Origin of the sequence: Acinetobacter sp. AOR43_HL (assembly GCF_027854635.1) — a bacterium.
Taxonomy (GTDB): Bacteria; Pseudomonadota; Gammaproteobacteria; order Pseudomonadales; family Moraxellaceae; genus Acinetobacter; species Acinetobacter pittii.
Window position 1 is genome coordinate 15,011 of the sequence record NZ_JAKTHX010000033.1, and the last position, 23,974, is coordinate 38,984.

Annotated in this window: 19 protein-coding genes and 1 pseudogene; 6 read left to right on the top strand and 14 right to left on the bottom strand. The window is 41.0% G+C overall.

Annotated features, from left to right (window positions below):
• The first annotated feature begins 23 nt into the window (after positions 1 to 23).
• Entirely contained in the window at positions 24 to 1,094 is a 1,071-nt protein-coding gene (locus MKL33_RS17010; protein WP_270907395.1) for an AraC family transcriptional regulator, read from the top strand.
• Positions 1,095 to 1,109: 15 nt separating this feature from the next.
• Here MKL33_RS17010 and MKL33_RS17015 read toward each other — a convergent pair whose 3' ends face one another.
• The 9 genes and pseudogenes from MKL33_RS17015 to MKL33_RS17055 all read right to left on the bottom strand — a co-directional run bounded on the left by MKL33_RS17015 (position 1,110) and on the right by MKL33_RS17055 (position 11,802).
• Entirely contained in the window at positions 1,110 to 2,006 is an 897-nt protein-coding gene (locus MKL33_RS17015; protein ID WP_270907396.1) for a DMT family transporter, read from the bottom strand.
• 144 nt (positions 2,007 to 2,150) lie between these two features.
• Complete coding sequence (locus MKL33_RS17020) at positions 2,151 to 3,902, bottom strand: tannase/feruloyl esterase family alpha/beta hydrolase (protein ID WP_270907397.1); 1,752 nt, start codon at positions 3,900 to 3,902, stop codon at positions 2,151 to 2,153.
• Positions 3,903 to 3,935: 33 nt separating this feature from the next.
• A complete protein-coding gene (locus MKL33_RS17025; RefSeq protein ID WP_000372406.1) occupies positions 3,936 to 4,325 on the bottom strand; it encodes a PaaI family thioesterase in 390 nt (129 codons plus the stop codon).
• 39 nt (positions 4,326 to 4,364) lie between these two features.
• Positions 4,365 to 4,900: pseudogene (locus MKL33_RS17030) on the bottom strand (DUF3237 domain-containing protein).
• A gap of 57 nt (positions 4,901 to 4,957) precedes the next feature.
• Complete coding sequence (locus MKL33_RS17035) at positions 4,958 to 6,208, bottom strand: OprD family porin (RefSeq protein ID WP_270907398.1); 1,251 nt, start codon at positions 6,206 to 6,208, stop codon at positions 4,958 to 4,960.
• An 81-nt stretch (positions 6,209 to 6,289) separates the two neighbouring features.
• Positions 6,290 to 7,429: an acyl-CoA dehydrogenase family protein gene (locus MKL33_RS17040; RefSeq protein WP_270907399.1), complete on the bottom strand. Its 1,140-nt coding sequence runs from the start codon at positions 7,427 to 7,429 to the stop codon at positions 6,290 to 6,292.
• Between the two features lie 74 nt (positions 7,430 to 7,503).
• Positions 7,504 to 9,390, bottom strand: coding sequence for a feruloyl-CoA synthase (locus MKL33_RS17045; RefSeq protein WP_270907400.1), 1,887 nt, complete (start codon positions 9,388 to 9,390; stop codon positions 7,504 to 7,506).
• A gap of 83 nt (positions 9,391 to 9,473) precedes the next feature.
• Positions 9,474 to 10,925: an aldehyde dehydrogenase gene (locus MKL33_RS17050; RefSeq protein WP_270907401.1), complete on the bottom strand. Its 1,452-nt coding sequence runs from the start codon at positions 10,923 to 10,925 to the stop codon at positions 9,474 to 9,476.
• Positions 10,926 to 10,962: 37 nt separating this feature from the next.
• A complete protein-coding gene (locus MKL33_RS17055) occupies positions 10,963 to 11,802 on the bottom strand; it encodes a p-hydroxycinnamoyl CoA hydratase/lyase (protein WP_171058526.1) in 840 nt (279 codons plus the stop codon).
• Positions 11,803 to 12,050: 248 nt separating this feature from the next.
• Between MKL33_RS17055 and mhpT the strand changes: the two genes are divergently transcribed.
• The 3 genes from mhpT (at position 12,051) to MKL33_RS17070 (ending at position 14,612) form a co-directional block, all read left to right on the top strand.
• Complete coding sequence (gene mhpT / locus MKL33_RS17060) at positions 12,051 to 13,283, top strand: 3-(3-hydroxy-phenyl)propionate transporter MhpT (protein WP_270907402.1); 1,233 nt, start codon at positions 12,051 to 12,053, stop codon at positions 13,281 to 13,283.
• A gap of 70 nt (positions 13,284 to 13,353) precedes the next feature.
• On the top strand, positions 13,354 to 13,809 hold the full coding sequence (locus MKL33_RS17065) for a MarR family winged helix-turn-helix transcriptional regulator (protein WP_151745196.1): 456 nt from the start codon (positions 13,354 to 13,356) through the stop codon (positions 13,807 to 13,809).
• 110 nt (positions 13,810 to 13,919) lie between these two features.
• On the top strand, positions 13,920 to 14,612 hold the full coding sequence (locus MKL33_RS17070; RefSeq protein WP_080593028.1) for a GntR family transcriptional regulator: 693 nt from the start codon (positions 13,920 to 13,922) through the stop codon (positions 14,610 to 14,612).
• 43 nt (positions 14,613 to 14,655) lie between these two features.
• On the opposite strand, the gene MKL33_RS17075 is transcribed toward MKL33_RS17070, so the two are convergent.
• The 5 genes from MKL33_RS17075 to MKL33_RS17095 form a co-directional block, all read right to left on the bottom strand.
• On the bottom strand, positions 14,656 to 15,600 hold the full coding sequence (locus MKL33_RS17075; protein WP_270907403.1) for a PDR/VanB family oxidoreductase: 945 nt from the start codon (positions 15,598 to 15,600) through the stop codon (positions 14,656 to 14,658).
• Positions 15,601 to 15,612: 12 nt separating this feature from the next.
• Positions 15,613 to 16,689 carry an aromatic ring-hydroxylating dioxygenase subunit alpha gene (locus MKL33_RS17080; RefSeq protein ID WP_270907404.1) on the bottom strand — a complete coding sequence of 359 codons (1,077 nt, stop codon included), beginning with the start codon at positions 16,687 to 16,689 and terminating at the stop codon, positions 15,613 to 15,615.
• Between the two features lie 233 nt (positions 16,690 to 16,922).
• Positions 16,923 to 18,110 (bottom strand): OprD family outer membrane porin, encoded by a 1,188-nt coding sequence (locus MKL33_RS17085; protein WP_270907405.1) that lies wholly within the window; start codon positions 18,108 to 18,110, stop codon positions 16,923 to 16,925.
• A 12-nt stretch (positions 18,111 to 18,122) separates the two neighbouring features.
• On the bottom strand, positions 18,123 to 19,076 hold the full coding sequence (locus tag MKL33_RS17090) for a formylglycine-generating enzyme family protein (RefSeq protein WP_270907427.1): 954 nt from the start codon (positions 19,074 to 19,076) through the stop codon (positions 18,123 to 18,125).
• 25 nt (positions 19,077 to 19,101) lie between these two features.
• Positions 19,102 to 20,787, bottom strand: coding sequence for an arylsulfatase (locus MKL33_RS17095; protein ID WP_270907406.1), 1,686 nt, complete (start codon positions 20,785 to 20,787; stop codon positions 19,102 to 19,104).
• Positions 20,788 to 21,160: 373 nt separating this feature from the next.
• On the opposite strand from MKL33_RS17095, the gene MKL33_RS17100 reads away from it, so the two are divergent.
• Both MKL33_RS17100 and MKL33_RS17105 read left to right on the top strand, forming a co-directional pair.
• Positions 21,161 to 22,507, top strand: a complete 1,347-nt coding sequence (locus MKL33_RS17100) for an MFS transporter (protein ID WP_270907407.1) — start codon at positions 21,161 to 21,163, stop codon at positions 22,505 to 22,507.
• A 31-nt stretch (positions 22,508 to 22,538) separates the two neighbouring features.
• Positions 22,539 to 23,819, top strand: a complete 1,281-nt coding sequence (locus MKL33_RS17105) for an OprD family outer membrane porin (RefSeq protein WP_270907408.1) — start codon at positions 22,539 to 22,541, stop codon at positions 23,817 to 23,819.
• Positions 23,820 to 23,974: the final 155 nt, after the last annotated feature.

Genomic DNA, 23,974 nt, shown 5'->3' on the forward strand with positions numbered 1-23,974 from the left:
ACTCTAGGGATGGTGTGAATTAAATGCCTAATAATGTTTATAAAAATACAAATGCTATTATCGAAGGAAATTATGATAATACATCCTTAGGTGCCAATACATATTTGCTGGGTTTGACCAGTTTATTTGATGAAATGGGTTTGCAAGGCCATTCAATATCCGATGTTTTATCTGGCACAAATATTTCGCCAGATGCGATGAATCAATCCTCTTTATATATTTCCCAAGTCCAAAAAATTCAGCTATTTCAAAATATTCAAAAGCTATCACATGATCCACTCATTGGCCTGCGCGCAGGGCAAAAGCAGCGATTGTCAGATTTTGGAGTGTATGGCTATGCGTTATATTCCTCACGTAATTTTAGACAAGCGGTAGAGCTTGGTATCCGACACATTAAGCTTGCAGGGCCTATTTTAAAGAAGTCATTTTATATTCGAGATGATGTTGCCGTTTTTGAAGGGCAGGACATTATTGCACTGGGTAAGCTTCTACCTTTAGTGTGCGAGTTTTGGTTTAGCTCCATGCAAACCTTAATTGAACGGGTGCTTGAAGGACCATTTCAAGCCAAGAAGCTTTTGTTGCCCTATCCAGCGCCTGACTATGCAGAAGAGTACGAAAAAGTTTTTCATTGCCCAGTTCAGTTTAATGCTGGGGTGATGCAATGGCACTTTGATTTGAAGTGGCTCGATGTACCTTGCCCAAATGCCAACCCGATTACCGCTGATATGTGTAAGTCCTTTTGTGAACGGATGCTAGGTGCTGCTGAACTTGAAGAGCCTGAGTTGGTGAAAACGATTCGTTTAATATTATTGGATGGAACGGGGCTTTTTCCATCAGCTCAAGAAATGGCTGAACGGTTACATATGTCAAAGCGTACCTTACATCGGCGTTTGGCAAGTTTTAGTCTGACTTATCAAGAGTTATTAGATGAGACTCGGCGCCGTCTTGCGGATGAATATTTGCGAGAAACAACTTTAACCGTAGATGAAATTGCTGAAAGAATTGGCTTTTCAGACACTTCTAACTTTCGAAAAGCCTATCGTCACTGGACAGGCATTTCACCTAATGAGTATCGATTACAGTATCAAAATTAGAATCAGGTATGCCGGCTATTTAAATCGAGAGAGTAACTTTTTCTGCAAAAATGGATTACAGAGCAAGATGGCAAATAAAATAATAAATATACCGATAATGCTGAATAGATCCGGTAATTCATGCCAAAAAACAAATCCCCAAATTCCTGCAAAAATAATAGCAATGTAATTCATGGGGCCAATTTGTCCTGCTGGGGCTAAGCTATAAGCATAAGACATAAAAAGCTGACTAATGTTTGCTAAAAGTCCTGCGGTAATGAGTAGTGCTAGTTCATGCCAAGTAAAAATGCGCCAATGCCAGAACATGGGAATAGAGGAAATTAAACTACCAAAAATACAGAAATAAAAAACGATACGCTCAGGCGGTTCTGTACTGGTTAAAGCTCTTACGGTGACAAAAGCCATTGCTGATAAAAAGCATGCACCCAAGCCAATAAAAGACAATGCGTTAAATAGACCTTGGTCAGGTTTAGCGACAAATAAAACCCCAACGAGTCCAATCACAGCAGCAAAAATCATCGACTTAGTGATTTTTTCTTTTAAGAAAAGCCATGCAATGAGTGGAATAAAGATTGGGGATGAGTAGCTAAAAACCATCGCATTTGATAGTTTTAAGTTCGCAATTGCATAGAAAAAACCATACATTGCAGCAAGGCCCACTAAGCTTCGCCAAGTGTGCATCCAGAGTTTATCGGTTTTAACGAAGTCTAGACCTTGCTTTAAAAGCATAGGAATAAAAATAAATAAACCCACTGCATTTCTAAAAAACACGACGGTCGCATTGTCTACCGTTTCTGAAGCAAAACGAATGCATACCCCCATAATGGAAAATAATAATGCCGATGTCATGAGACAAAGCAATGCTTTTCCAAGTTGAGTTGAGGGGAGAGTTGGAACAGTCTGATTTTGCATATCGAAATGAGTTTTTGGTTTCGGTGTTATCTTAGCAGCGATGCAGGCATTGGATGAAATATCATTTGATAATGATTGAATAGTGTCGCTTCATAAAATGAAAAAAGAGAGCTTATGTAAGCTCTCTTTTTATCTTATAGGGTGTTATTTACAGCTAAAGTTTTCAGCTTTTTCACTATCACCCTGACCATTGTAACGAGCAATCAGTGGGTAAGGACAGAGTGGACGGGTACGGTCTGGTGCCCAGTCTTGTGGAAGTTCAGTATTCACTTGACCACTTGGGTTACCTGCGCCGCGTGCAGTCGCAATGATTTTGTCAGGTGCTTGCCCATATTCCACCCAGTTGACTAAAGCAGTCAATGCGTCAAATTGGTCGGTCGCAATGCCATCACGGGTATGGTTCATGCCCGGAACTCTAAAGAAGCGTGCAAATTCAGGTGCTGTACCTTTTGCATCATTTTTATAGTGTTGTAGCAGTTGATCGTACCAATTTTGGGTGTCATCTACAGAGAAAACGCCGTCTGCTGTACCTTGTACCACAATCATTTTTCCACCGTGATTGCGGAGTTTATCCAGATTGAGTTCATCGGGTGGCATCATGAATGACATCGAACTTTCTGTGTACACGTCATTAGTTGCCGATAGTTTTAGATAATCAGTATCAAAATTATAGTTAAAGGCAAACTGTCTAGAGTTTTGAACTACAGTTGGGTCTGGCGGAACCTGAAAAAGAATACCGACTGCAACAGGGTCACGTGCTGTTCCAACCGAAGATTCGAATTTCCAGCTTGCCCAGTTACTGCCGATTAAACCGGGGTCGAAAGGCTGGGTTGCATAGAGGGCTTGTCCAGCCGAATTTACAGGGCCACGGTAAATGTTGGCTAATACATCAATTTGTTCGGTACTTAAACAAGTACCATCTCTTGTGCTTGAGCAAACAGGTACATCTTTGTGAATATCAAATGCAGTACGGCAAGCCTCAACATCTTGAACCAGTCCATCTGCAACACCGTCTAAGGTATCGCATCGATCTAAAATCGCTTTTGCTAATACTTTACGCTCTGAAAGGGTAAGAGCAGTACTTAAATCATTTTCGTCTGTTGCGACACGACGAAGCTGCTGCGCTGTATAGAGTTGTGCTGCGGCTGCACGAGGCAAATGAAAACCGGGTGTACTTGCTAAAATTCCATCATATTGGTCGCCTAAACGAGTTGCCGCAATCATGGCGTGGCGTCCGCCATTTGAAGTGCCGCCTGCATAGGAGCGGTCTGGCAATTTACCATATGCTGTTTTAATTAGATTTTTTGCCATAGGCGTGAGTTTGGTAATCGCACCATAACCGTAGTTTATTCTGGCTTGAGGGTCTAAACCAAACATTGGATTTTGTGAGGCATTATGTCCTGCATCGGAAGAAATAACAGCGAAACCATCATGTAGGGCATTGGTAAGTGGACCACCGCTGCCGACCTGACCCGTGGCAGGAATTAAATTACCATCGGTTCCGCCATTGCCTTGATAGAGAAAACGGCCGTTCCAATCAACAGGTAAGCGCATTTCAAAACCAATTTGATAGGTTTGTCCATCGACAGGACTTACACGTTGGTCCATATAACCTTTGACTAAACAATGAGCTCCAATAGGTTTGTTGGCTACAGTCAATGTGCCTGCCTCTTGAAGCGTGGCTGAGCTAATGACGGTATTGTTGTATTGAAATCCGAGTAAGTCTGAACAACTTCCTGTCATTTTTACGCCCACAGCAGGAGACAACTGAGGTGGTTTCGTTGTTGAGGGCGTAGTTGTGTCATCACTGTCACTTCCACAGCCTACCAAAGAACCAAGCATGGCAAGTACTAAAGCGGAGTGGGTCAAAATTCGTTTATTATTGGTGTAATTCATTTATTCATATCCTTATTGAATGAATGTTTGCAATTAATCTAAAACCAGAAAATTAGCTGTGCTTCGTGCAATCATTTTGTTGTTTTGCCAAGCTTCACTTTCGAGATTAAGTACGGTTTTGCCTTGTTTAATGAAACGGCATTTTGTAATGACTTCGCCTACAGCACAGGGTCTTAAAAAATCCATCGTTAAGTTGATGGTGGTGGCAGGTTTACGGTCATTGGCGAGATATGCAAAAAGTCCCATCACATCGTCAAGCATGGCGCAGATCATGCCGCCTTCAACGGTGCCGCGTGGGTTGGTAAAGCTTTCTAATGCTGTGTAATGGATGGTGAGTTCAGTGTTTTTGTCATTCCAATGGATATTGTGTCCACCCAAATGGTGGTGGATGGGCGGTAAGTGTTCTAAAGTTTTTTGATCCATAATGAAGGGTCCATCCTTTTGTAAGTGTTATAAAAATTATTATTTCAGGGTGTAGGCATCATAAATAACCGCTTTGCCCAAGCGCATTGCACTACCTACTGCAACGGTCTGGTAAGCCATGCATATTTAGGTGAGCTGGTTTCAAACTGCATGGTAATTTTGAAATAGTAATTTTTCGGGTCGACATCTTTGCCTTGAGCAAGCTGTTTTAGTGTTTCTGTCGAGCCATGTCGGTAACCTTTGGTTTGAAGATAAATGAGTGCACCGTCATCGGTTTCTAACAAATATCGTGTATCAATAATGGCTAGTCCTTTACTGTCAACGATTTGCCAATCTGCGCCATTATTTAAAATGCGGCCTTTAAGTGATTTCCCTGCAAATGTTCCACCTGTAATAGGAATAATTCGGCGTTTACCAGCATCACTGGTTGTGCCTAATTCCCAAACAGGCGCATTTAAATCCACACTAAATTTTGCTAAAGGCTCTAGCTGAATGGGCGGTGGGCTATATTGAGTTTCGGCATGAGTCAGGGCAATCAGACTCATTCCACAGAGTAGCGTTACAACTTTCTTCATGATGAATTTCCCGAAATAAAAAGAGGTTCTATGTGTAACTGAACCTCTTGTTTTGAATTATTTAAATTTCCATGTGTAATCAATGTTGATGCGGGTTTCGTTTACAGGCTTGATGTTTGCAGTGGAGAGCATGTTGTTGTCATACATTGCATAGCGCGCGCGTAGCCCGAGATTTTTTAACCAGCCACTTTGAACGGTGTAGCCTAAATCAAAGTCGGTTTCGCGTTCTTTTAGATTGGTGCCACCTAAGTTGGGTGCATAAATATTGTGACCTGTGGTGTAACGGGTCATGAAACGTAAACCTGGAACGTAATCTTTAAAGTCATATTCATAGCGGAAGCTATAGGCTTTTTCTTTTGGGTTTAAAAACTCGCCCGGCCATGTATCAATGAGTAGGCCAGTTTCACCTCCAGTCAAATACGGAAATGCGGTGTCGCCGTGATGTTGGAAGGTTCCAAAAATAAATTTATGGTTTTGATGTTTGAGTTCGAAATGCGCATGATAAAGGTCATTATCGACTAAGCCTGCTTTTGCTTGTCCGTCGTCTCGGCTGCGGTAGTAACGTAATTGCGAGCTAAAATTAGTGGTGTCATTAATTTTGTGTTGATGTAAGGCACCGATCATGGTTTGGTTATAAAGATCATCAACATCCATGTAAAAAGCTGCGAGTTTTAGTGCAGGATTAAACTGATAGTTTCCACCTAAGTAATAAAGCCCATCAGTTTCAGCACTTTTAAAGCGTCCATTTACGCCTGAAATTTTAATTTTTTCATAGTTGGTCGAATCCCGATGATTCACTTTATCGAGGTATGCTGCCTGTAAATCAAAATCTTTAATATCTTTACTGGTCAGTGAAATTCCTCGATAAGTTTGAGGTAACAAGCGAGCAGGTGAAGCCACTAAAACAGGGTTCATCGGCATTAGCGTGCCTATGCGCAGCTCTGTCTGGCTCATTTTAGCTTTTGCTGTTACACCAATTTCTCCGTAAGAGTCGGCAGGCTCATTGGTACGCGTGTCTCTAGGTAAGTTTCCTGTACCGCCATGCTCGGCATCGGCATCGAGTTTGAAGCCTGCCGTTGCAAGTACATCCAGCCCAAAACCGACAGTCCCTTCGGTATAACCTGAATTGGCTTTGAGAATAAACCCTTGTGTCCAGTCCTTGGCAGCAGGGTAAGCGGATTGTTCTTGGTAGTCGCGGTCGAAATAGAAATTTCGTGTGGTGAGTTCTACTGAACTGTTATCAATAAAACTGCCCGCCCAGACTGAACCAGAGAGCATAAGGGTAGAGTACATCCATAATTTCGACATAGCATTTCTTCCTGAAATATCATTTCTTGTTTTCAACAAGGCATGGTTGTTGTGTCTGCCTTATTTGGTTTTTAAATCGAATTATTTTCCGAGCAGTTCTCGGGCAACGATTTCTTTCATAATTTCATTGGTTCCCCCATAAATTTTTTGTACCCGTGCATCCACGAAAAAGCGTGAAATCGGATATTCCTGCATGTAGCCGTAGCCGCCAAAAAGCTGAAGTAATTGATCAATCACTTCACATTGAACATCGGTAATAAAGCACTTCAATGCAGCAACTTGAGTGACGCTTAACTGGTGTTGTTGATACAGCGCTGCACATTGGTCTACAAAAGCTTGGGCGGCTTTCGCTTTGATTTGTGCATTCGCGAGCACAAACCGTGTGTTTTGCATTTGACTTAAAAGTTGTCCGAAAGCTTTACGCTCCAGCACGTAGTCTTTGGTCAGTTCGATGGCGCCTAAAATTGACCCCAAAGCCATCATGGAAATACTTAAACGTTCACGCGGTAACTCTTGCATTAAATAGGCAAAGCCTTGTCCTTCTTCACCTAAACGCTGGGTTGCAGGAACATACACATCATCAAAAAAAAGTTCGGCAGTATCTTGGGCATGTAGTCCGATTTTTTGTAAAGAGCGACCTTTTTTAACGCCGTCTAAAGCAGCATCAACTAAAAGAATCGAAATACCTTTTGCTTTGGCTTGAGGATTGGTTTTAGCCACAAGAACGATCAGGTCGGCGTGCAAACCATTTGAGATAAACGTTTTTGAACCATTAATACGGTAGCGGTCATTTTCTAAAATGGCTTGAGTGCGTATGGCCTGTAAGTCCGAGCCTGCATTGGCTTCGGTCATGGCAATTGCGGTGACTACTTCCCCTGTCACCATTTTCGGTAACCAATAGCGTTTTTGCTCTTCGGACCCGATATTTTGTAGGTAAGGAGAAACCAGCTCATTTTGCCCACCAATGGCAACAGCTAAAGATGCAAAGCCAGCTTGAGCAGTTTCTTGAGCCAGCATGAGGGAATAATGAACAGGGGCGCCATAGCCGCCATATTCTTCGGGCACATCTACGCACAAAAAGCCATTTTCCCCAAGACGAAGCCATAGGTCACGTGGGATAAGACCATCGTGTTCCCACTGTTCATAATACGGAGCAACCTGTTCTTTTAAGAACCTGCGGTAGCTGTCCCGAAATAGTTCAAATTCTGTATCGTGTGGCATGTTGAACCTTTTTTAGGCAAAAGTGGGGCTATTGCCCAAACCGAAGTTTGAGCTTCCTTTTTTATTTCAATAGCTTATTGCTTTAAGGTAGGAACCCTAATAATCAGTGGGTTGTCGCCCTGCTTTTGATAAAGCTCATCAATTAAAGCTGCACGACGTTTCGTAATATTGCTTTGATTGAGATTGCCTTTATCGGTCACTTCTCCAGCATCGAGCTGAGGTGGTTCAGTCATTAAATAAAGCATTGAGACTGTATTTGAACTGCCAGTCGCATCTTTATTAAAGGTCGTTAAAAATTGGCGGAACCATTGCTGGACTTTAGGGTGCTGTAATATCTCTGTTGCAGAATGTTCACCAAGCTTAAGGCCTGCATATTGAGCACAAGCTTCTAATTTTGGAAAAATCAGAAAACCAACAGCATTCAGGTTTGAACCTGTAATACAAACATCTTGAATCAGTAAATTACCTTGAATAAGCACTTTATTGCGTAGTGTGCCGACATTGACGAAAGTGCCTGTATTGAGTTTAAAATCTTCGGCAATTCGCCCGTCGTACATGAGGCCTTTGGTGGGATCATTGATGTCGACTAAACGAACAGCATCGCCAGTGTGGAAAAAGCCTTCATCATCAAACACAGTGCTTTGCTGGTCTGCTTTTAAGCGCCAATAGCCTTTCATGACATGTTTGCCACGAACACAAAACTCGAGTTTGTCACCACATGGAACCAGCTTAATTTCACACCCCGGAGCAGGGTAACCAATAAAGCCAGCCATCACGTGTGGACCTGTTGTAAAAGCACAAGATGGTGCAGTTTCAGTCATACCCAATCCGCTCATAATGCGAATTTTTTCTCCACAATGTTGCTGAGCAATTTTATCTAATCTGTTCCAGCCCGCTTCTGAAAGTGCTGCACCTGCAAAGAATAAAATTTTAACTTTGGCAAAAAAGCGGTCTCTTAATTCTTCATCTTTTTCTAAAGCTTCGGTCAGTTCTTCCCAACCTTTTGGCACATTTAAATAAACTGTTGGAGAAATTTCTTTGAGGTTACGAATGGTTTCGTCAAATTTTCCTGCAACTGGTTTGCCATCATCAATGTAAATCGTACCGCCGTTATAGAGCGCGATGCCGACATTGTGACTGCCTCCAAATGTGTGGTGCCAAGACAGCCAGTCAAGAAGGACAGGAGGAGTCTCTTCAAACTCAGGGAAAGTCTGCAACAGCATTTGTTGATTGACGCACAACATTAAATGCGTGGTCGGCACAGCTTTAGGGAGTTTAGTTGAACCTGATGTAAACAAGAATTTGGCAATTTGGTTTTCATCAAGGGTTTGATAAAACTCTTGAACATTTGAAACAGGCGTATCTAACAGAGATTGAAAAGACGTGCAGATCTGATCGCCCACAATACCTTTGTTGGTCACCACTTCAATGTCGGATGTAATACATGCCTGAATGGCTTTGGCAAATGCTTGACCATCACTGGCATAGACCAATCCAGGTGTGAGCACTTCAAACACATGTTTGAGTTTGCCAAAGTCTTGAGAAATAAGAGAGTAGGCTGGGGAAATTGCTGAAAAAGGCACACCCGCCAGCATAGCACCCATAGAGAGTGTTAAATGTTCAAGATCATTACCACTTAAAATGACCAGAGGTCTTTCTTGGCTTAAATTACGTTCGTGTAATGCCTGAGCAATATGCCATGCGCGTTGTAAAACTTCTGCATAACTTAGTTTGACCCACTCACCTTGAGCATTGCGTTTTGCTGCAAAAATATGGTCTGGTTTGGTTTGTGCAAAATGAATTAACCGATCTGTCAGTTTTTGTGGATACGGTTTTAATTGCTCTTTTGGGCTGATATAGAGCGTGTCATCTTTATGGTGATAATGAATATCATGTTGCCCTAATTTTACGAACCGTTCGCGGTCTTGTGATTGAGTGGCATTCATTTGCATTTCTTTCACTCCATGGAAAGCGCATCACTGCGCTTTATTTTTTTTGCATCATGCAATTTTTATTTAATATGTCGTTGTTCACATTAACCCGACTAAATCGGGTAATGGCGTGATTGGGTCTGAATGGTGATCCAGCGTAAATCGGTAAATTCACCAATAGAGGCTTTACTACCAAATCGTCCGTAACCACTCGATTTTGTACCACCAAATGGCATTTGAGCTTCGTCATGCACGGTTGCGCCGTTAATATGACAAATACCCGAATCAATCTGTTTAGCCACTTCCAATGCCTGTGAAATATTTTGGCTAAACACTGCTGAAGAAAGACCGAACTCGCTGTCATTTGCCAGTGCTACGCCTTCTTCAACGGTTGCAAAACGTTGAACTGTGCAGACAGGCCCAAATGATTCTTCACGGTAAAGCAGCATGTCAGGTTTAATATTGAGCACCAGCGTTGGTTGCATGGTGGTGTCTTCAATATGAATGCCTAAAGGTAAGTCGGCACCTTTGTTTTGGGCATCTTCAAGTAAATGCTGAATACGGTTTGCGGCACGGCGGCTTTCTAAAACGCCGAGTGCATTTTCTTTCGAGGTTGGGTTGCCCGCCTGAATAGAACGCGTTTTCTCAATGAGCTTTTCAATAAACTGGTCGGCAATTTTGTCTTGAACCAAAACACGTTCGGTCGACATACAAATTTGCCCCTGATTAAAGAACGCTCCAAAAGCGACGGCATTTACGGCTTCATTAATATCCGCCTCGTTTAAAACCACGACAGGGGCTTTGCCACCCAATTCAAGTAAAACTGGTTTTAAATATTTAGCAGCAGTCTCTGCAATAATTTTTCCGACTTTGGTTGAACCCGTAAAATTAATGCGTTTTACGGCTGGATGAGACACTAAACGTTCAACAATTTGTGGTGCATCTTCGGCAACATGGGTAATCACATTCACGACACCTTCACCTAGACCCGCTTCATGTAACACTTCACCAATGAGACGATGTGTTGCTGGGCAGGCTTCCGAGGCTTTTAACACTACCGTGTTACCACAAGCCAAAGGCATAGCAAGCGCACGTGTTGCCAAAATGACAGGGGCGTTCCAAGGTGCAATCCCTACAATCACACCGCAAGGAACGCGTACACCCATGGCAAGATTACCTGGCACATCTGACGGAATCAGGCTTCCGTCAATTTGCGTGGTCATTGCTGCTGCTTCACGTAACATGTTGGCAGCAAGATGAACGTTAAACCCATACCATGTCGCAGTTGAACCTGTTTCTTGCATTCCAGTTTCAATGAATTGCTCGGTCTTTTGGTCCATTAAATCGGCTGCTTTTAACAAACGTAAACGGCGTTCGGTAGGCGAGAGCTTCGACCATACTTTAAAAGCTTGTTGTGCCGATTCGATTGCACGATCAACATCGTCCAAAGTTGCAGCAGCAGCTTTGCTTGCCACTGATCCATCAATAGGGCTAATACGCTCAAAAGTTGCCTGATTTGATGCATCAACAGATTGACCGTGAATTAGTAACTGTACATTTTGCATGGGTTGTGTCCTTACATTGCCATTAAAGAATCAAAAGTTAACCAGTACGTTTATAGCTCTGTAAACCCGGTTTAATTGATTTTTCATCTAAAAATTGTTTCAAACCTTCTTGGCGACCATTTTCAGTATCACGATGGATACATTGATCTAGCTTGGCATATAAGTAGTCTTCGTTTTGATCCCATGTCAGTTCACGGCAACGTTTAAAGCCATTTTTAGCTGTACGAAGAACCACTGGGTTTTTCTCAAGTAAACAATTTGCAAGTTCAGTGACTTCTGCTTTTAGCTGTTCAAGTGGTACGCTTTTATTCACAAGTCCCATAGTTTCGGCTTCTTTACCACTAAAGGTTTTACCCGTCATGATGTAGTACAAAGATGCGCGGTGACCTACGGTATCTGCCATTGCTTTACTTACAAGGTTACCCGGTGGGATACCCCAGTTAATTTCAGATAAACCGAAAGTTGCTTCATCTGCTGCAATCGCAAGATCACATGCTACTAATGGTGAGAAACCGCCTCCGAAACACCAGCCGTTAACCATTGCAATGGTTGGTTTTGAATACATGCGAAGAAGTTGCCACTGCCAACGACATGAGTCACGACGAATACGTTCTTGATAAATTTCAGGCTGAGTGTCGACTTCGCGGAAATATTCTTTCAAATCCATGCCGGCTGTCCAAGAATCGCCCGCACCAGTTAATACTAAAACACGCGCATTTTGATCAAGTTCTATGGCTTCAAGCACATCAATCATTTCACGATTGAGTGTAGGACTCATGGCATTTTTCTTTTCTGGGCGATTTAGTGTGACCCAAGCAATTCCATCTTCAACTTTAACATCTACGGTTTCCCAGCGATTTTCATAAGTCATCTTCATACTCCTTGAATGATTTTGTGATGTTCTGAGATTTAATTTAATATCAGTTAAACTTACATTCAAGTCTTTTTTCTAAAATTTAATAATTATTTTATAATTGTATGTATTTTAAATAAAAATTAATTTAATAAATAATTTTATATAAAAATATGTTGATTTTTTAGTAAGTTTAACTGATATTTTTGGTGTGTTTAAACAACAATACACAAAGGGCTAAATGGAACGACTAGTCAATAAAGGACAACACAATGGAAAAGATATTAGGACAGTCTGCAAGAGCAAAGATTACGTTACTACTTTGTTTTGCAATCGCAATTTTTGAAGGTTTTGATCTTCAATCAATGGGGGTAGCCGCTCCACGAATGCGGGCTGAGTTTATGTTGGATAATGGCCAGATGGCATGGGCATTTAGTGCTGCAATTTTAGGAACACTACCAGGTGCAATATTAGGCGGTAGATTTGCAGATATTGTAGGGCGCAAGAAAATTCTGATTTTTAGTATTCTGCTTTTTGGAATTATGTCTTTGCTAACCGCATATGCTGCTAACTTCAGTTTGCTGTTACTCATCCGTTTTTGTACCGGTTTGGGAATGGGCGGGGCACTCCCGATGATGATTACACTTGCCTCTGAAGCTGTGCCTGACCAGCACAAGGGCAAAGCGGTAAGTATCATGTATAGCGGCATTCCTTTTGGTGGATTACTGACTTCTGTGGTTGCCATGTCGTTGGCGGGTGATGCAGAGTGGCGTCATATTTTCTATATTGGCGGTATTGCGCCTATTTTGTTAATTCCACTCATCATGCGCTTTTTACCTGAGTCAAATGATTACCTGCAACGTAAAGTTCAAGCGCAAGAAACCACACCATTCTTTGAAGTTTTATTTGCCAAAGAACGCCGTATGTCGACCATTCAGCTTTGGGTGAGTTTCTTCTGTACCTTAGTGGTGCTGTACTTCTTGTTAAACTGGTTGCCGTTACTGATGGGTGCGCAAGGCTTATCGAAGCTACAAGCAAACTATGTACAGATGGGCTACAACGTTGGTGGAATCTTAGGTTCAATCTTAATGGGTGTATTGCTTGATAAATTACGCATGAGCTTTGTGATTAAACTAATTTATCTCGGCATTTTATTCTCACTTTGTTGCTTGGCAATTTCTCCAACCGTGGCTTTACTGGCGCTTTCGGCAATGGGCTGTGGTTTATTTATTGTGGGTGGACAATCGGCATTGTACGGTTTAGCCGCAATGTATTATCCGACTGAAATGCGTGGAACTGGAGTTGGTGCGGCGGTTGCAATTGGGCGTATTGGTTCTTTTGCCGGACCGTTAATGGCTGGTTTTTTACTTTCACTTGGACAAAGCTCAACCATTGTGATTGGTTCAAGCATTCCAGTGATTTTAATTGCAGCGATCTCTGCATTACTTCTTGTCAAAAAACCTAAACAGCCTGTACATTTAGTACAAAGCTCAGGTGCTCGCTAAGTTTTAACGAAAGTATGGGGTTAGCGCCTCATACTTTCACTACAGATTTTCTTATGATGATTGAAAGGTTATGGTACGTTCGAATTCAGTTCAAAAAAAAGTAGAAGATGAGCCTAAGTTAAGTTACATGATTGCTCGTGTTGATCGAATTATTAGTAAACATTTAACAGAACATTTAAAAGAGCTTGAGATTACCTTGCCGCAATTTACTGCGCTTTCTGTTTTAGCTTCAAAAAGTAATGTATCCAATGCCAAACTTGCTGAACGTTCTTTTATTAAGCCGCAATCTGCCAATAAAATTCTGCAAGATTTGCTGGTCAATGGCTGGATTGAAAAGAAACCTGACCCTACGCATGGCCGCCGTATTTTAATTACACTCACCGAAAGTGGTGTTGAAAAACTCAATAAATGCAATGAAGTTGTATTAAAAGTTGAAGAGAAAATGCTTGAAGGCATTGATATCAATCTGGCTTATTTAATTCGTAATAATCTCGATATCATGGTGAATAATCTTAAAAGCCTTTAAATAAATGAGCTTGTTTAGGTTGAGCTAAATTCCTACGCACTGATTCACACAGAAAATTTATTTCATTTTGCAAATGAACTTGTTAGCATCGAAGTGACGTTTTTGACAATGTGTGGCAGCAAATGTCTTCAGGGCAACAAGTTTTACTTAAATTAAGAAAAATGATTATTTCAGGGGAACTTGAAGGTGGTGCCAGAATTGCTGAGATTCCCACTGCCGAGTTACTTGGTGTTTCGAGACAGCCTGTTCGTATTGCATTTCGGTTGCTCGAACAAGAAGGTCTTCTCATTAAGAACCCAACCCGTGGCTACACCGTCCGTGAAATTTCAGAACAACTGGTTCATGATGCGCTTGAAGTGCGGGGTGTGCTTGAAGGATTGGCTGCGAAAACTTTGGCAGAACAAGGTTTAAGCGAAGAGCAGAAAAAGACCCTCCAACATTGCATTCAAGAAACGGAAAAACTCTTTAATGAAAAAGACGAGTTTGGCGATGCTGAACTGGAACGTTATCATCATTTTAATGTCATTTTTCATGACACGATTATTGAGGGCGCGCAAAATGTTGCGCTCATACAAGCTCTAGCAAAAAACAATCAATTGCCGATGGCTTCTGCTCAAGCCATTACCTATGATGAGAAGCAAGCTTTGTCGGAATATCGTCGTTTGCACTATGCACATTTACAGCATTGTTCGATTTTCGATGCGTTGACACATCGTCAGGCAGGGCGTGCTGAAACCTTAATGCGTGAGCACAGTAGTGTAGTGATTTTAGGTGAAACGCTAAGAAATGTTCTTAGTGCTTAAGGTGAAATAAGTTCCTTTATTTTTTAATAAAGGAACTTAGCTATTAAAGCTCAATCACAAGATTTTTAGTTTTTGCACGAGAACAGCAGGGCGTAAATTGGTCGTTCAAAGCATGTTCCTCATCGGTCATAAATAGATCCCGATGATCAGGCGTACCCTCTACAACGCGAGTAATACACGTTCCGCAAATGCCTTGTTCACACGAAACAGGAATATCAAAACCATTTGCAATTAATGCTTCAGTAGCAGTTTGCTCTGGCAATACTTCAATTCGGCGGCCCGTACCTTTAACTTCAATAGTAAAAGCTTCATCGTTAGACGTATCTACTTTTTGAGCGACAAAGTGCTCTTGATGTAATTGCTCGCTGTGCCAGCCAGCTTGTTCAGCTGAGCTCATGACAAACTGCATAAACCCTGTAGGCCCACATACATATAAGTGTCTATCTGGTGAACTCTGACCTAAAACCTCTGCCATATTACATTCGGTGTCTGGCTGATCTTGAATATGAAAATGGACTTGGTCACCAAAGTGCTCGGTTAAATTGCCATAGAAGGCAATCATTTCATGACTACGGACAAAGTAGTGTAATTCGAAAGGAACATTGGCCGATTTAAGCCGATACGCCATCGATAAAATGGGGGTAATGCCAATACCACCAGCAAATAAAACCGCCTGCTTTGTTTGAGAATGAATTTCAAATAAATTACGTGGTTCACCAATCTTTAAATAGTCGCCTTCACGATATTCAGTATGGATACAACGTGAACCACCGCGTGAGTTAGCATCATGTAAAACACCAATTACATAACGATGCTTTTCACTGCAACAATTTGAAAGTGAATATTGACGGGTTAGGCCGTTTTTAAGATGCACATCAATATGGGCACCTGCTTCAAAATTCGGTAGCTCAGTACCGTTTGCTGCAATCAGTTCAAAGGCACGAATGGTCGGGGTGAGTTGGTGAATTTTTTGAATAATAACGTCCATGTTCATGCTCCTTTAAATAATCCGAATGTTTGGAAACTTTTGTGCGGATGTTTCAGGAGGCGTTTTATTTTCTTCGGCAAGTAGTCGCTCAATCACCTTACGAGACTGTACACCGCCTGCGTCGATGTTAAGCATCAGTAACTTGCGATGTGGATTGTTCAAAATATTTTGCTGCTGTTGCTCCAGCATTTCTAAATCTTCAGTAAAGATTTTGCCTTGGCCTTCACGAATTTGATCGGTGAGTTCAGTATTGTTTGGCTGGAAGTTGCGTGCCATTCCCCAGAAATACCAATGTGAGGTTTCAGTTTCTGGAGTAATAAAGTCCACGACAATTGACGAAACTTTTTTGTCTTTTGGTGCGTCATAACCGCCATGTCCAGCATGTGCCACACCGACTTCAATATGCACATTACTTGGGGCAAAGAAGTGACAACGTTGCCAACGGTCAACAGGGACATCATCTGCCAAGTGGTTGCCACGAAGGGCCATTTGCCAAAATGGAGGTGCGATCACATTTTCCATGTAACGTTCAGTAATGACATGGTCACCATCAACTTTAGTGATTGGTAATGATTCATCAATTTCTTTTTGTCCGATGCTGCTTGAGTGAACATAGGTTTCGTGGGTTAAATCCATCAGGTTATCGACCATGAGGCGATAGTCACATTGAATGTGAAACAGGCCTCCGCCATAGCTCCATTCAGGATGATCTGCCCATTCTAAAGTTGGCAGTTTTGCTTCATCTGCTAAAGCTTTTTCGCCTGGCCATATCCAAATAAAACCGAATTTTTCAACAACTGCATATGCTTTGTTGCAAGGGAAACCATTTACGCGTTGGGCTGGCATTGAAACGGTTTTTCCATCACAGCCCATGACTAAACCATGATAGCCACACACGAGGTTTCCATCTTCGACATAACCTAGTGAAAGTGGGGCACCACGATGCGGACAAAAATCTTCAACGGCTGCAACTTGATTTTCTTTGCCACGATAAAAAACGATTTTTTCACCACAGATGGTGCGACCTAGCGGTTTGTCTTGGATTTCTTCTGGGCGGCAGGCTACATACCAAGCATTTTTAATAAACATTGTGACGACTCCTTATCACTTATTGGATCCAATTTATAGTAAATAAAAATAATGGTCAATTGATAAGCAGTATATTTTTTAAAAAAATTGATCTTTAGATTTGGTTGTTTTGTATGTTTTTGATTGCTATTAAAGACTTTTGTATTTCTTTTGAATTTTAGAGGCTAAATTTTTATTCATCCTTATTTGGATCCATAATGACTGTGGTTAAGCCATTATGGGAGTGTAGAGATTTAGAAATTAACCGTGTAATGAAGCATCATGCGCTGTTCGTCCAGACTTTTGCCATGTTTGGTGTCGTAGTTAATATTTAAGAAAAGAAATTTAAGATTTTTAATCCAAGCATTTAGGTCATATTGAATCAACACATCACTTTCTTGCTCAAAATCATTTTGATTCATAGTCTGAAATGAATCTCCATAAATATATTTATAGGTGATTTTTAGACCTTTGATATATTCTTTAAAGTCATACGAAGCAAGGAAATGATAAGACTTTTCATCAGCTTTGGTAAACGCGCCTAAGGTCCAGTTAACCATATGCGGGATGGGCATATTGTCGAGTTTTGGAATACCATCTTTGCCAAAGTTTTCTTGGTAGCCAATTCCAGTTGTAAAATTGCCATGTTTGATAAAATGCATAGCCCCTACGGATGTATTGTCATATTCACCAAGATTTGATTTACCGACATCGTCGTGTCGAAACACACGTAATTTTGTAGTGTGCTGCTTTGTCCATTGATAATCAAAAGCAAAGTAACTTTGATTGATGAGATCTTTTAAGTAACCATTATAAAATTTCCAATTATATTGAGGCGTTTTCCCATCCCACTGGAAAAAGTAAAGCCCATCAGATTCATGTTTTGATATGGCTAGTCTGTAGTAATCCTCCTCATTTTTTGGCGAATAACGGTTAATCAAACCCAGCTCGAAATTTTGTTGCGATGTCTTATATTTTAATTCCAAGCCTTTATAGTTCACCCGTAATTGATGTGTATCGACTTGTGGGGTAAGTGGTGAGTCGGGAATAATTTCACCTACATTCATGCGAAAGTTTTGATATTCAATTCCAGCACCTAAGCCATATTTAACTTGGTCTTGTGCTTGTTTTTTGGTATTTGCGTCAAAGGGTATGACCATATCATTGGTGTGTTGGTCGTTACTTAGGCGATATGCATATTGAATGCTTGGATTGAGGTGTAGTTGTACATCATTAAGCTTGGTTGTCCAGTCACCACGATAAATCAAGCCTTGACTCAAGCTATGAGTATCGGGGTTAGTACCATTTTCATATTGTCTGTCGAAGTTGAATGTTTTTAGTGTGAGTGTATTTTTAAAATTAACGTCTACTTCACTGTGAGCTAAACAGCAGGCAAGGATTGTCCCTGAGAATAAAATCCCATAAATAAAAATATGCTTCATTTTTAAATCCGTTTAAAAGCGTTTTACTGTTCTAAATCCGACATGGCTAGTTGCAAGGTCGAGTTCCTGTGGATGCCTTGCGGCAGCACGATAACGCGCGCAATAATTAGTTGCGCATAAATAAGACCCACCTTTAATCGTGTATTGCAAAATCTGTTCATGACTTTGCCGATATTTCGATGGATCTCCCATGTGGTGATCTCGTGGGCCTGTGTAGGGTGTTTGCGTCCATTCCCATACATTGCCAATCAAGTCATATAATCCAAATGGGTTTTTACTAAAACAACCCACAGGGGCAACATCCTTAAAACCATCTTCCTGAATGTTTTTATAAGGAAATTCACCTTGCCAGAAGTTGGCTACAATATGGCCTTCGTGAGTAGGGCCAATGTCGGAATTTTGCTGAAAACCTTTGGCTGCATATTCCCACTCAAGCTCGGTAGGCAAGTCATGACCCAGCCAGTTTGCATAAGCGTAGGCATCATTCCATGTCACCATGCGAACAGGTTCGTGAGGTGCGGGTTGTTTAGGGTTATTTAAGCCCCATGGATGTTTCCAATTGGCACCTTTTTCAAATCGCCACCATTGTAATTCTTCAACTGGATGATCTGGTTGTACAAACATAGCTGCGCCGCCTTGCTTCTCTGCATCGGTGACATAACCCGTTTGTTTAACAAACTCTTGAAATTGAGCATTGGTGACTTCAGTTGCATCAATTAAAAAAGCGGGAACTGAAGTTGCCTGTAAGTTTAATGGGCGTTCATCTTCATAACCTTGTGTGGTGCCTAAAACAATTTTTCCTTGCGGAAGCTTGACCATGCCTGCTTCTTTATTTTTAGGCCAACCTGAAGGAAGGCCCGAATAAGAATTACATTTAGCTTTGCTGCCTAAGTCGGGCAAGGTGGTCTGTTCTAGTTGAGGTGTGGTTTTTTGGCATGCACAAAGTAAGAGGAACGATGAAAGCATCATGATCTGTTTCATCTGGTTTTCTCTACTTTTTGTTATATTGCTCAAAATCCACAACACCATTTTCATCGGCATATCTTAAATATTTTTCATTTAAGACTTTGACGATCTCTGGATGGGCTGCATAAACATTATGTTGTTCATTAAAATCTGTTTTTAAATTGTAGAGTTCCCAGCCATGGCTCTTAAATTTAGAAGGTGAGTTTTCAACAAGTTTCCATTCGTCAGTTTTAGCGTAGCGGCTGCCATGTAATTCTTTGAAGTCATAATAATTAACAGGTCGAATACGAGCAGTATTATCTTTAAAAGCAGGAATTAGGCTAAAGCCCGACGGTTTAATTTTGGTGCTAGTTGCTGGATAAACTTGACTATTTTGAATGCCTGCTAGCTCCATAACAGTTGGGAATATGTCTCTGACTGTCGCAAAGTTATTGTTAATTCCATGTTCTTTGGAAACCTGAGTTGGTGATTTAACAATAAGTGGAACTCGAACTCCACCTTCTGAGGCGGCTGATTTCCAGTAAGTAAATGGCGTACTGCTGACTTCGGCCCAACGTGGTCCCATATAAACATATGAGCTGGCGTTGCCTATATTTTCATAGCGATTGTCGGCATCACCCATTGGGAAATTATGATCACCACCTTCAGCACCGTTATCTGACATAAACACAATCAAAGTATTGTCATATAAATGATGCTTTTTAAGATATTGAATGACATCACCCACACGGTCGTCTAACTGGGTAACCATGCCCGCATAAACTTCCATTTTACGCGCTTTGTATTTGCGCTCTTGTGATGTCAGTTCATTCCAGCTTTTAGTGCCTAAAGCTTGGTTGCCACGCTCGACTGGGTATTCTGCGTTTGCTGGAATTAATCCTAGTTGCTTTTGTCTAAGAAAGCGTTGTTTTCGAATTGCATCGTAGCCTTGATCGTATTTACCTTTATATAAGTCTCTATAATGAGCGGGTGCTTGTAGTGGCCAGTGTGGAGCGGTATAGGCTAGGTAGGCAAAAAATGGTTTTTGCGCTTTATTTTTGTCTAAGTACTCAAACGCTTTTTGTGTAAAAAAGTCGGTTGAATAGTAGTTGTCTGGCAATGTGACCTTTTGACCATTTTCTGTGTATTGAGTATTGCGCGGATAGTTTTTAGGCTGGTCTTTAAAGTGTAAATCGAAGCCATCGAGTAGAGCAAAAGATTGATCAAAACCACGGGCTTTAGGGTTTTGTTCGGGAGCATAGCCTAAGTGCCATTTACCGACCATGAAAGTGTAATAATCTTTTGTCTTTAAAATCTCTGCGAGTGTGTAAGCATTTTGCGTTAAGTGACCTGAATATCCGTCAATTTTGAGTAGTGCACGCGGGTTATCGGCTCCAACCAATTTTTCTTGTCGTTTTGAAGTTTCATACATCGCACCTAAACCTACCAAGTGGTTATCGGCACCTGTCATAAGCTGTGCACGAGTAGGTGAGCACATTGATGAAGCATGAAAATTAAAAAGCATTTTTCCTTGCTTTAACAGGCTATCAATATGAGGGGTTTTAATTTCGCCGCCATAAGCGCTAATGTCTGAGAATCCAAGATCATCGGCCAAAATAATCATGATGTTAGGTGGTTGTTGATTTTTTGGAGGTGCTGCTTGCGTTGTGTAAAACAATTGGCTGGCAAAAAAAAGTCCTAATGTAAGCTGACTTACTCTTTTGAGTTTCATAACAACAATCCTTTGATGTTTTATAAATGCATCTTGCATTTCTTGGAGATAAATAAAGTATTTTTTGGCTAAAAAATGCTCTGGAATCGATCATAATGGATTTTTTAATATGGATCCATAAAAATATTTAAGCATTCTAATTTTATGTTTTTAATAATTTTATACTTATATAATTTATGTGTTTATATACTTTTTAATAATCCATTTATAATTTTAGTTGATTTTTTGGATCCAAATATTCAGTATAGAAAAAGAGCAGGATGCTCAAAAAATAAATATTCCTCTAGGTCATTATGGATACGGATATGCATAACCACCCAATCGCTCATATCAGCAATGTCGTGTGTATGTCTTATCCAAGGGAGATACACAAATGGAAAGAGACGTTCTAAGTGAGATCAATCAAAACAACATGAACCGTTACCAATGGTTCGTCATTTTGATCTGTATTTGTCTCAATATTATTGATGGCTTTGACGTGATGGTAATGGCATTTACTGCTCCATCCGTGTCAGCAGAGTGGTCACTTTCAGGCGCACAAATTGGCTTGTTGTTAAGTGCTGGCCTTTTTGGAATGGCTGCCGGTTCAATTTTTCTCGCGCCTTTAGCCGATAAAATCGGTCGCCGTTTACTCATCTTAGTTTGTCTTGTAATTGCAGGTCTGAGCATGCTGGGCTGTGCTTTTGTACAAAGCCACGGCATGTTAGCTGCACTTCGGTTTATTACCGGAATTGGGGTGGGAGGCATTCTTGCGAGTAGTAATGTACTGGCAAGTGAGTATGCCAACGCTCGTTGGCGCAGTCTCGCAGTGAGCTTAATGTCTACAGGTTATGGAATTGGTGCGACACTTGGTGGAGTACTATCACTGGCATTGATTGAGCATTTGGGTTGGCGTTCAATCTTTTTAGCAGGTGGCATTACTACCATTGCAATGCTGCTGATCAGCGCATGGTTATTACCTGAATCTTTAGATTACTTACTCGCAAAACGACCAAAACAGGCACTAGAACGAATTAATGCAACTGTAAATCGTATGGGTCTTAATCAACTATCAGTTATGCCGCGTTATGAAAAAATCAGCACGCAAAATGGCAGTGAACTGGGCAAATTATTTGCTGGACAACTTGGATTTCAAACGCTTTGTTTGTGGTTTGCATTCTTTTTAGTGATGTTTGGCTTTTACTTTGTCATGAGCTGGACACCAAAAATTCTAATTTCAATGGGAATGTCACCAGAGCAAGGCGTAAGTACTGGTATTTTAATTAGTATTGGTGGGATTTTCGGGGCAGCCATTATTGGTTTATTGGCATCACGTATGAAAATCTTCTATGCCTTAAGCCTGTTTTTAGGACTAACCTCGGCATGTGTTTTCCTATTTGTCGCTGTCTCATCTCAAGTCAGCATTGCACTCATGGTGGGGTTATTACTTGGCACACTCATTAATGGCTGTGTGGCAGGTTTATATTCTATTTCTCCAACAATTTATGATGCTGAAATCCGTAGTCGCGGCGTGGGCTATGCAATTGGTTTTGGACGAATTGGGGCAATTTTATCGCCAACGGTTGCAGGCATCTTCCTGGATAAAGGTATAGCACCCGCAACGCTTTATGCCTATTACGGTGTGGTGTTTATTTTGGCTATTTTCCTGATTTTAAGTTTGGGTAGTGCTTTTTACCGAAGTAAGAAAGAGCAAAACTACTCGCTTAAAACAGCACCTTAATCCATTAAAAATTAAATAGTTGAGATAAAAAATGAAAAAGACGCCATTGTGGGTGGGGGTATGCTTGTGCCCATTATTTAGTCAGGTTGTGCATGCTGAGTTTATTGCAGACAGTAAAGCTGAGCTGACACTACGTAATTTTTACTTTGACCGAGACTATAAAAAAGACCCATATCCCTATACAGCAGCCAGAGATTGGGCGCAGGGTTTAATTTTTAAAGGACAGTCTGGTTATACTGAAGGTGCGGTTGGGTTTGGTGTTGATGTACTGGCAATGGCAGGTTTTAACCTGATGGGAAGCCGTGCTGATGACTATGCGCGTAGTGGCTTATTACCAGTGAATACCGATAACTCGCGTGATGATTATTATGGAAAAATAGGCATTACAGGAAAGGCTAAATTTAGGAAAAATGAACTTTTTGTGGGGGACTTAGTTCCACAATTACCGACCATTTTTTCATCGCCAGCGCGTTTGTTCCCTCAGACTTACCGTGGTATCCGTTTTGTTTCAAATGAAATTCCAAATCTTCAACTCGAAGGGTTTTATGTCGACGAAGTGCGTCAGCGCGATTCGATTCGTTATACCGATGTTGGAACAGACAATATCAACCATCGTTTTGACAAAGCGGCAACTACAGACTCGTTTTATACCTTAGGTGGAAGCTATCAGTTAAAGGATTACCGTTTGCGTGCTTATCATGCCGAACTCAAAGACATTTACCAGCAACAATTTTTAGGATTTAACGGCAAACAACCTTTAAATGATCAACTTAATTTTTTAAGCGACGTGCGTTTTTTTAATAGTGAAGAAACTGGAAGTAAAAAAATAGGAGAGGTTGATAACCGCCATATTAGTGGCTTATTTGGTTTGAACTATCAAAATCATACGGTTTCTTTGGGCTACATGCAGTCGTTTGGCTCGACTGGTCTGCCATTTTTGTCGGGAACTGAAAGTCCAGTCGTGCTTGATTTTATGAGCTCAGACTACTCGAATAAAGATGAAAAAGTCTATTCGATTCGTTATGAATATGACTTTAAAAATGCGCGACTAGGTGATGTTTCATTAAACGGACTGCGTTTTATGACTCGCTACGCAAAAGGTGAAGACATTGATTTGTTGCAATATGGCGATCAGCGATTTAAAGAAGAGTCGATGGAATTTGATTTAGGCTATAAAATTCCTGAAGGTAAGTTAAAAGGTCTGGGAGTGCGAGCTCGTTTTTCTCACTATCGCAACGATATGCCTACCAATATGACATTTCGTTCGACAAATGAAACGCGGTTAAATGTCGATTACACCTTTAAATTTTAAAGTTCAATATTTATTAAATTAAAGACAAGTTAAAACATTGTGAGCAGCAATGTTTTAACTTTAGTTATCAACTGCACAAAATCCCTCTATAATACCGCCAATCTTATTAAAGCCAATTGAGTCTCTCATTAAACACATGGCTTTAATCTCTCATT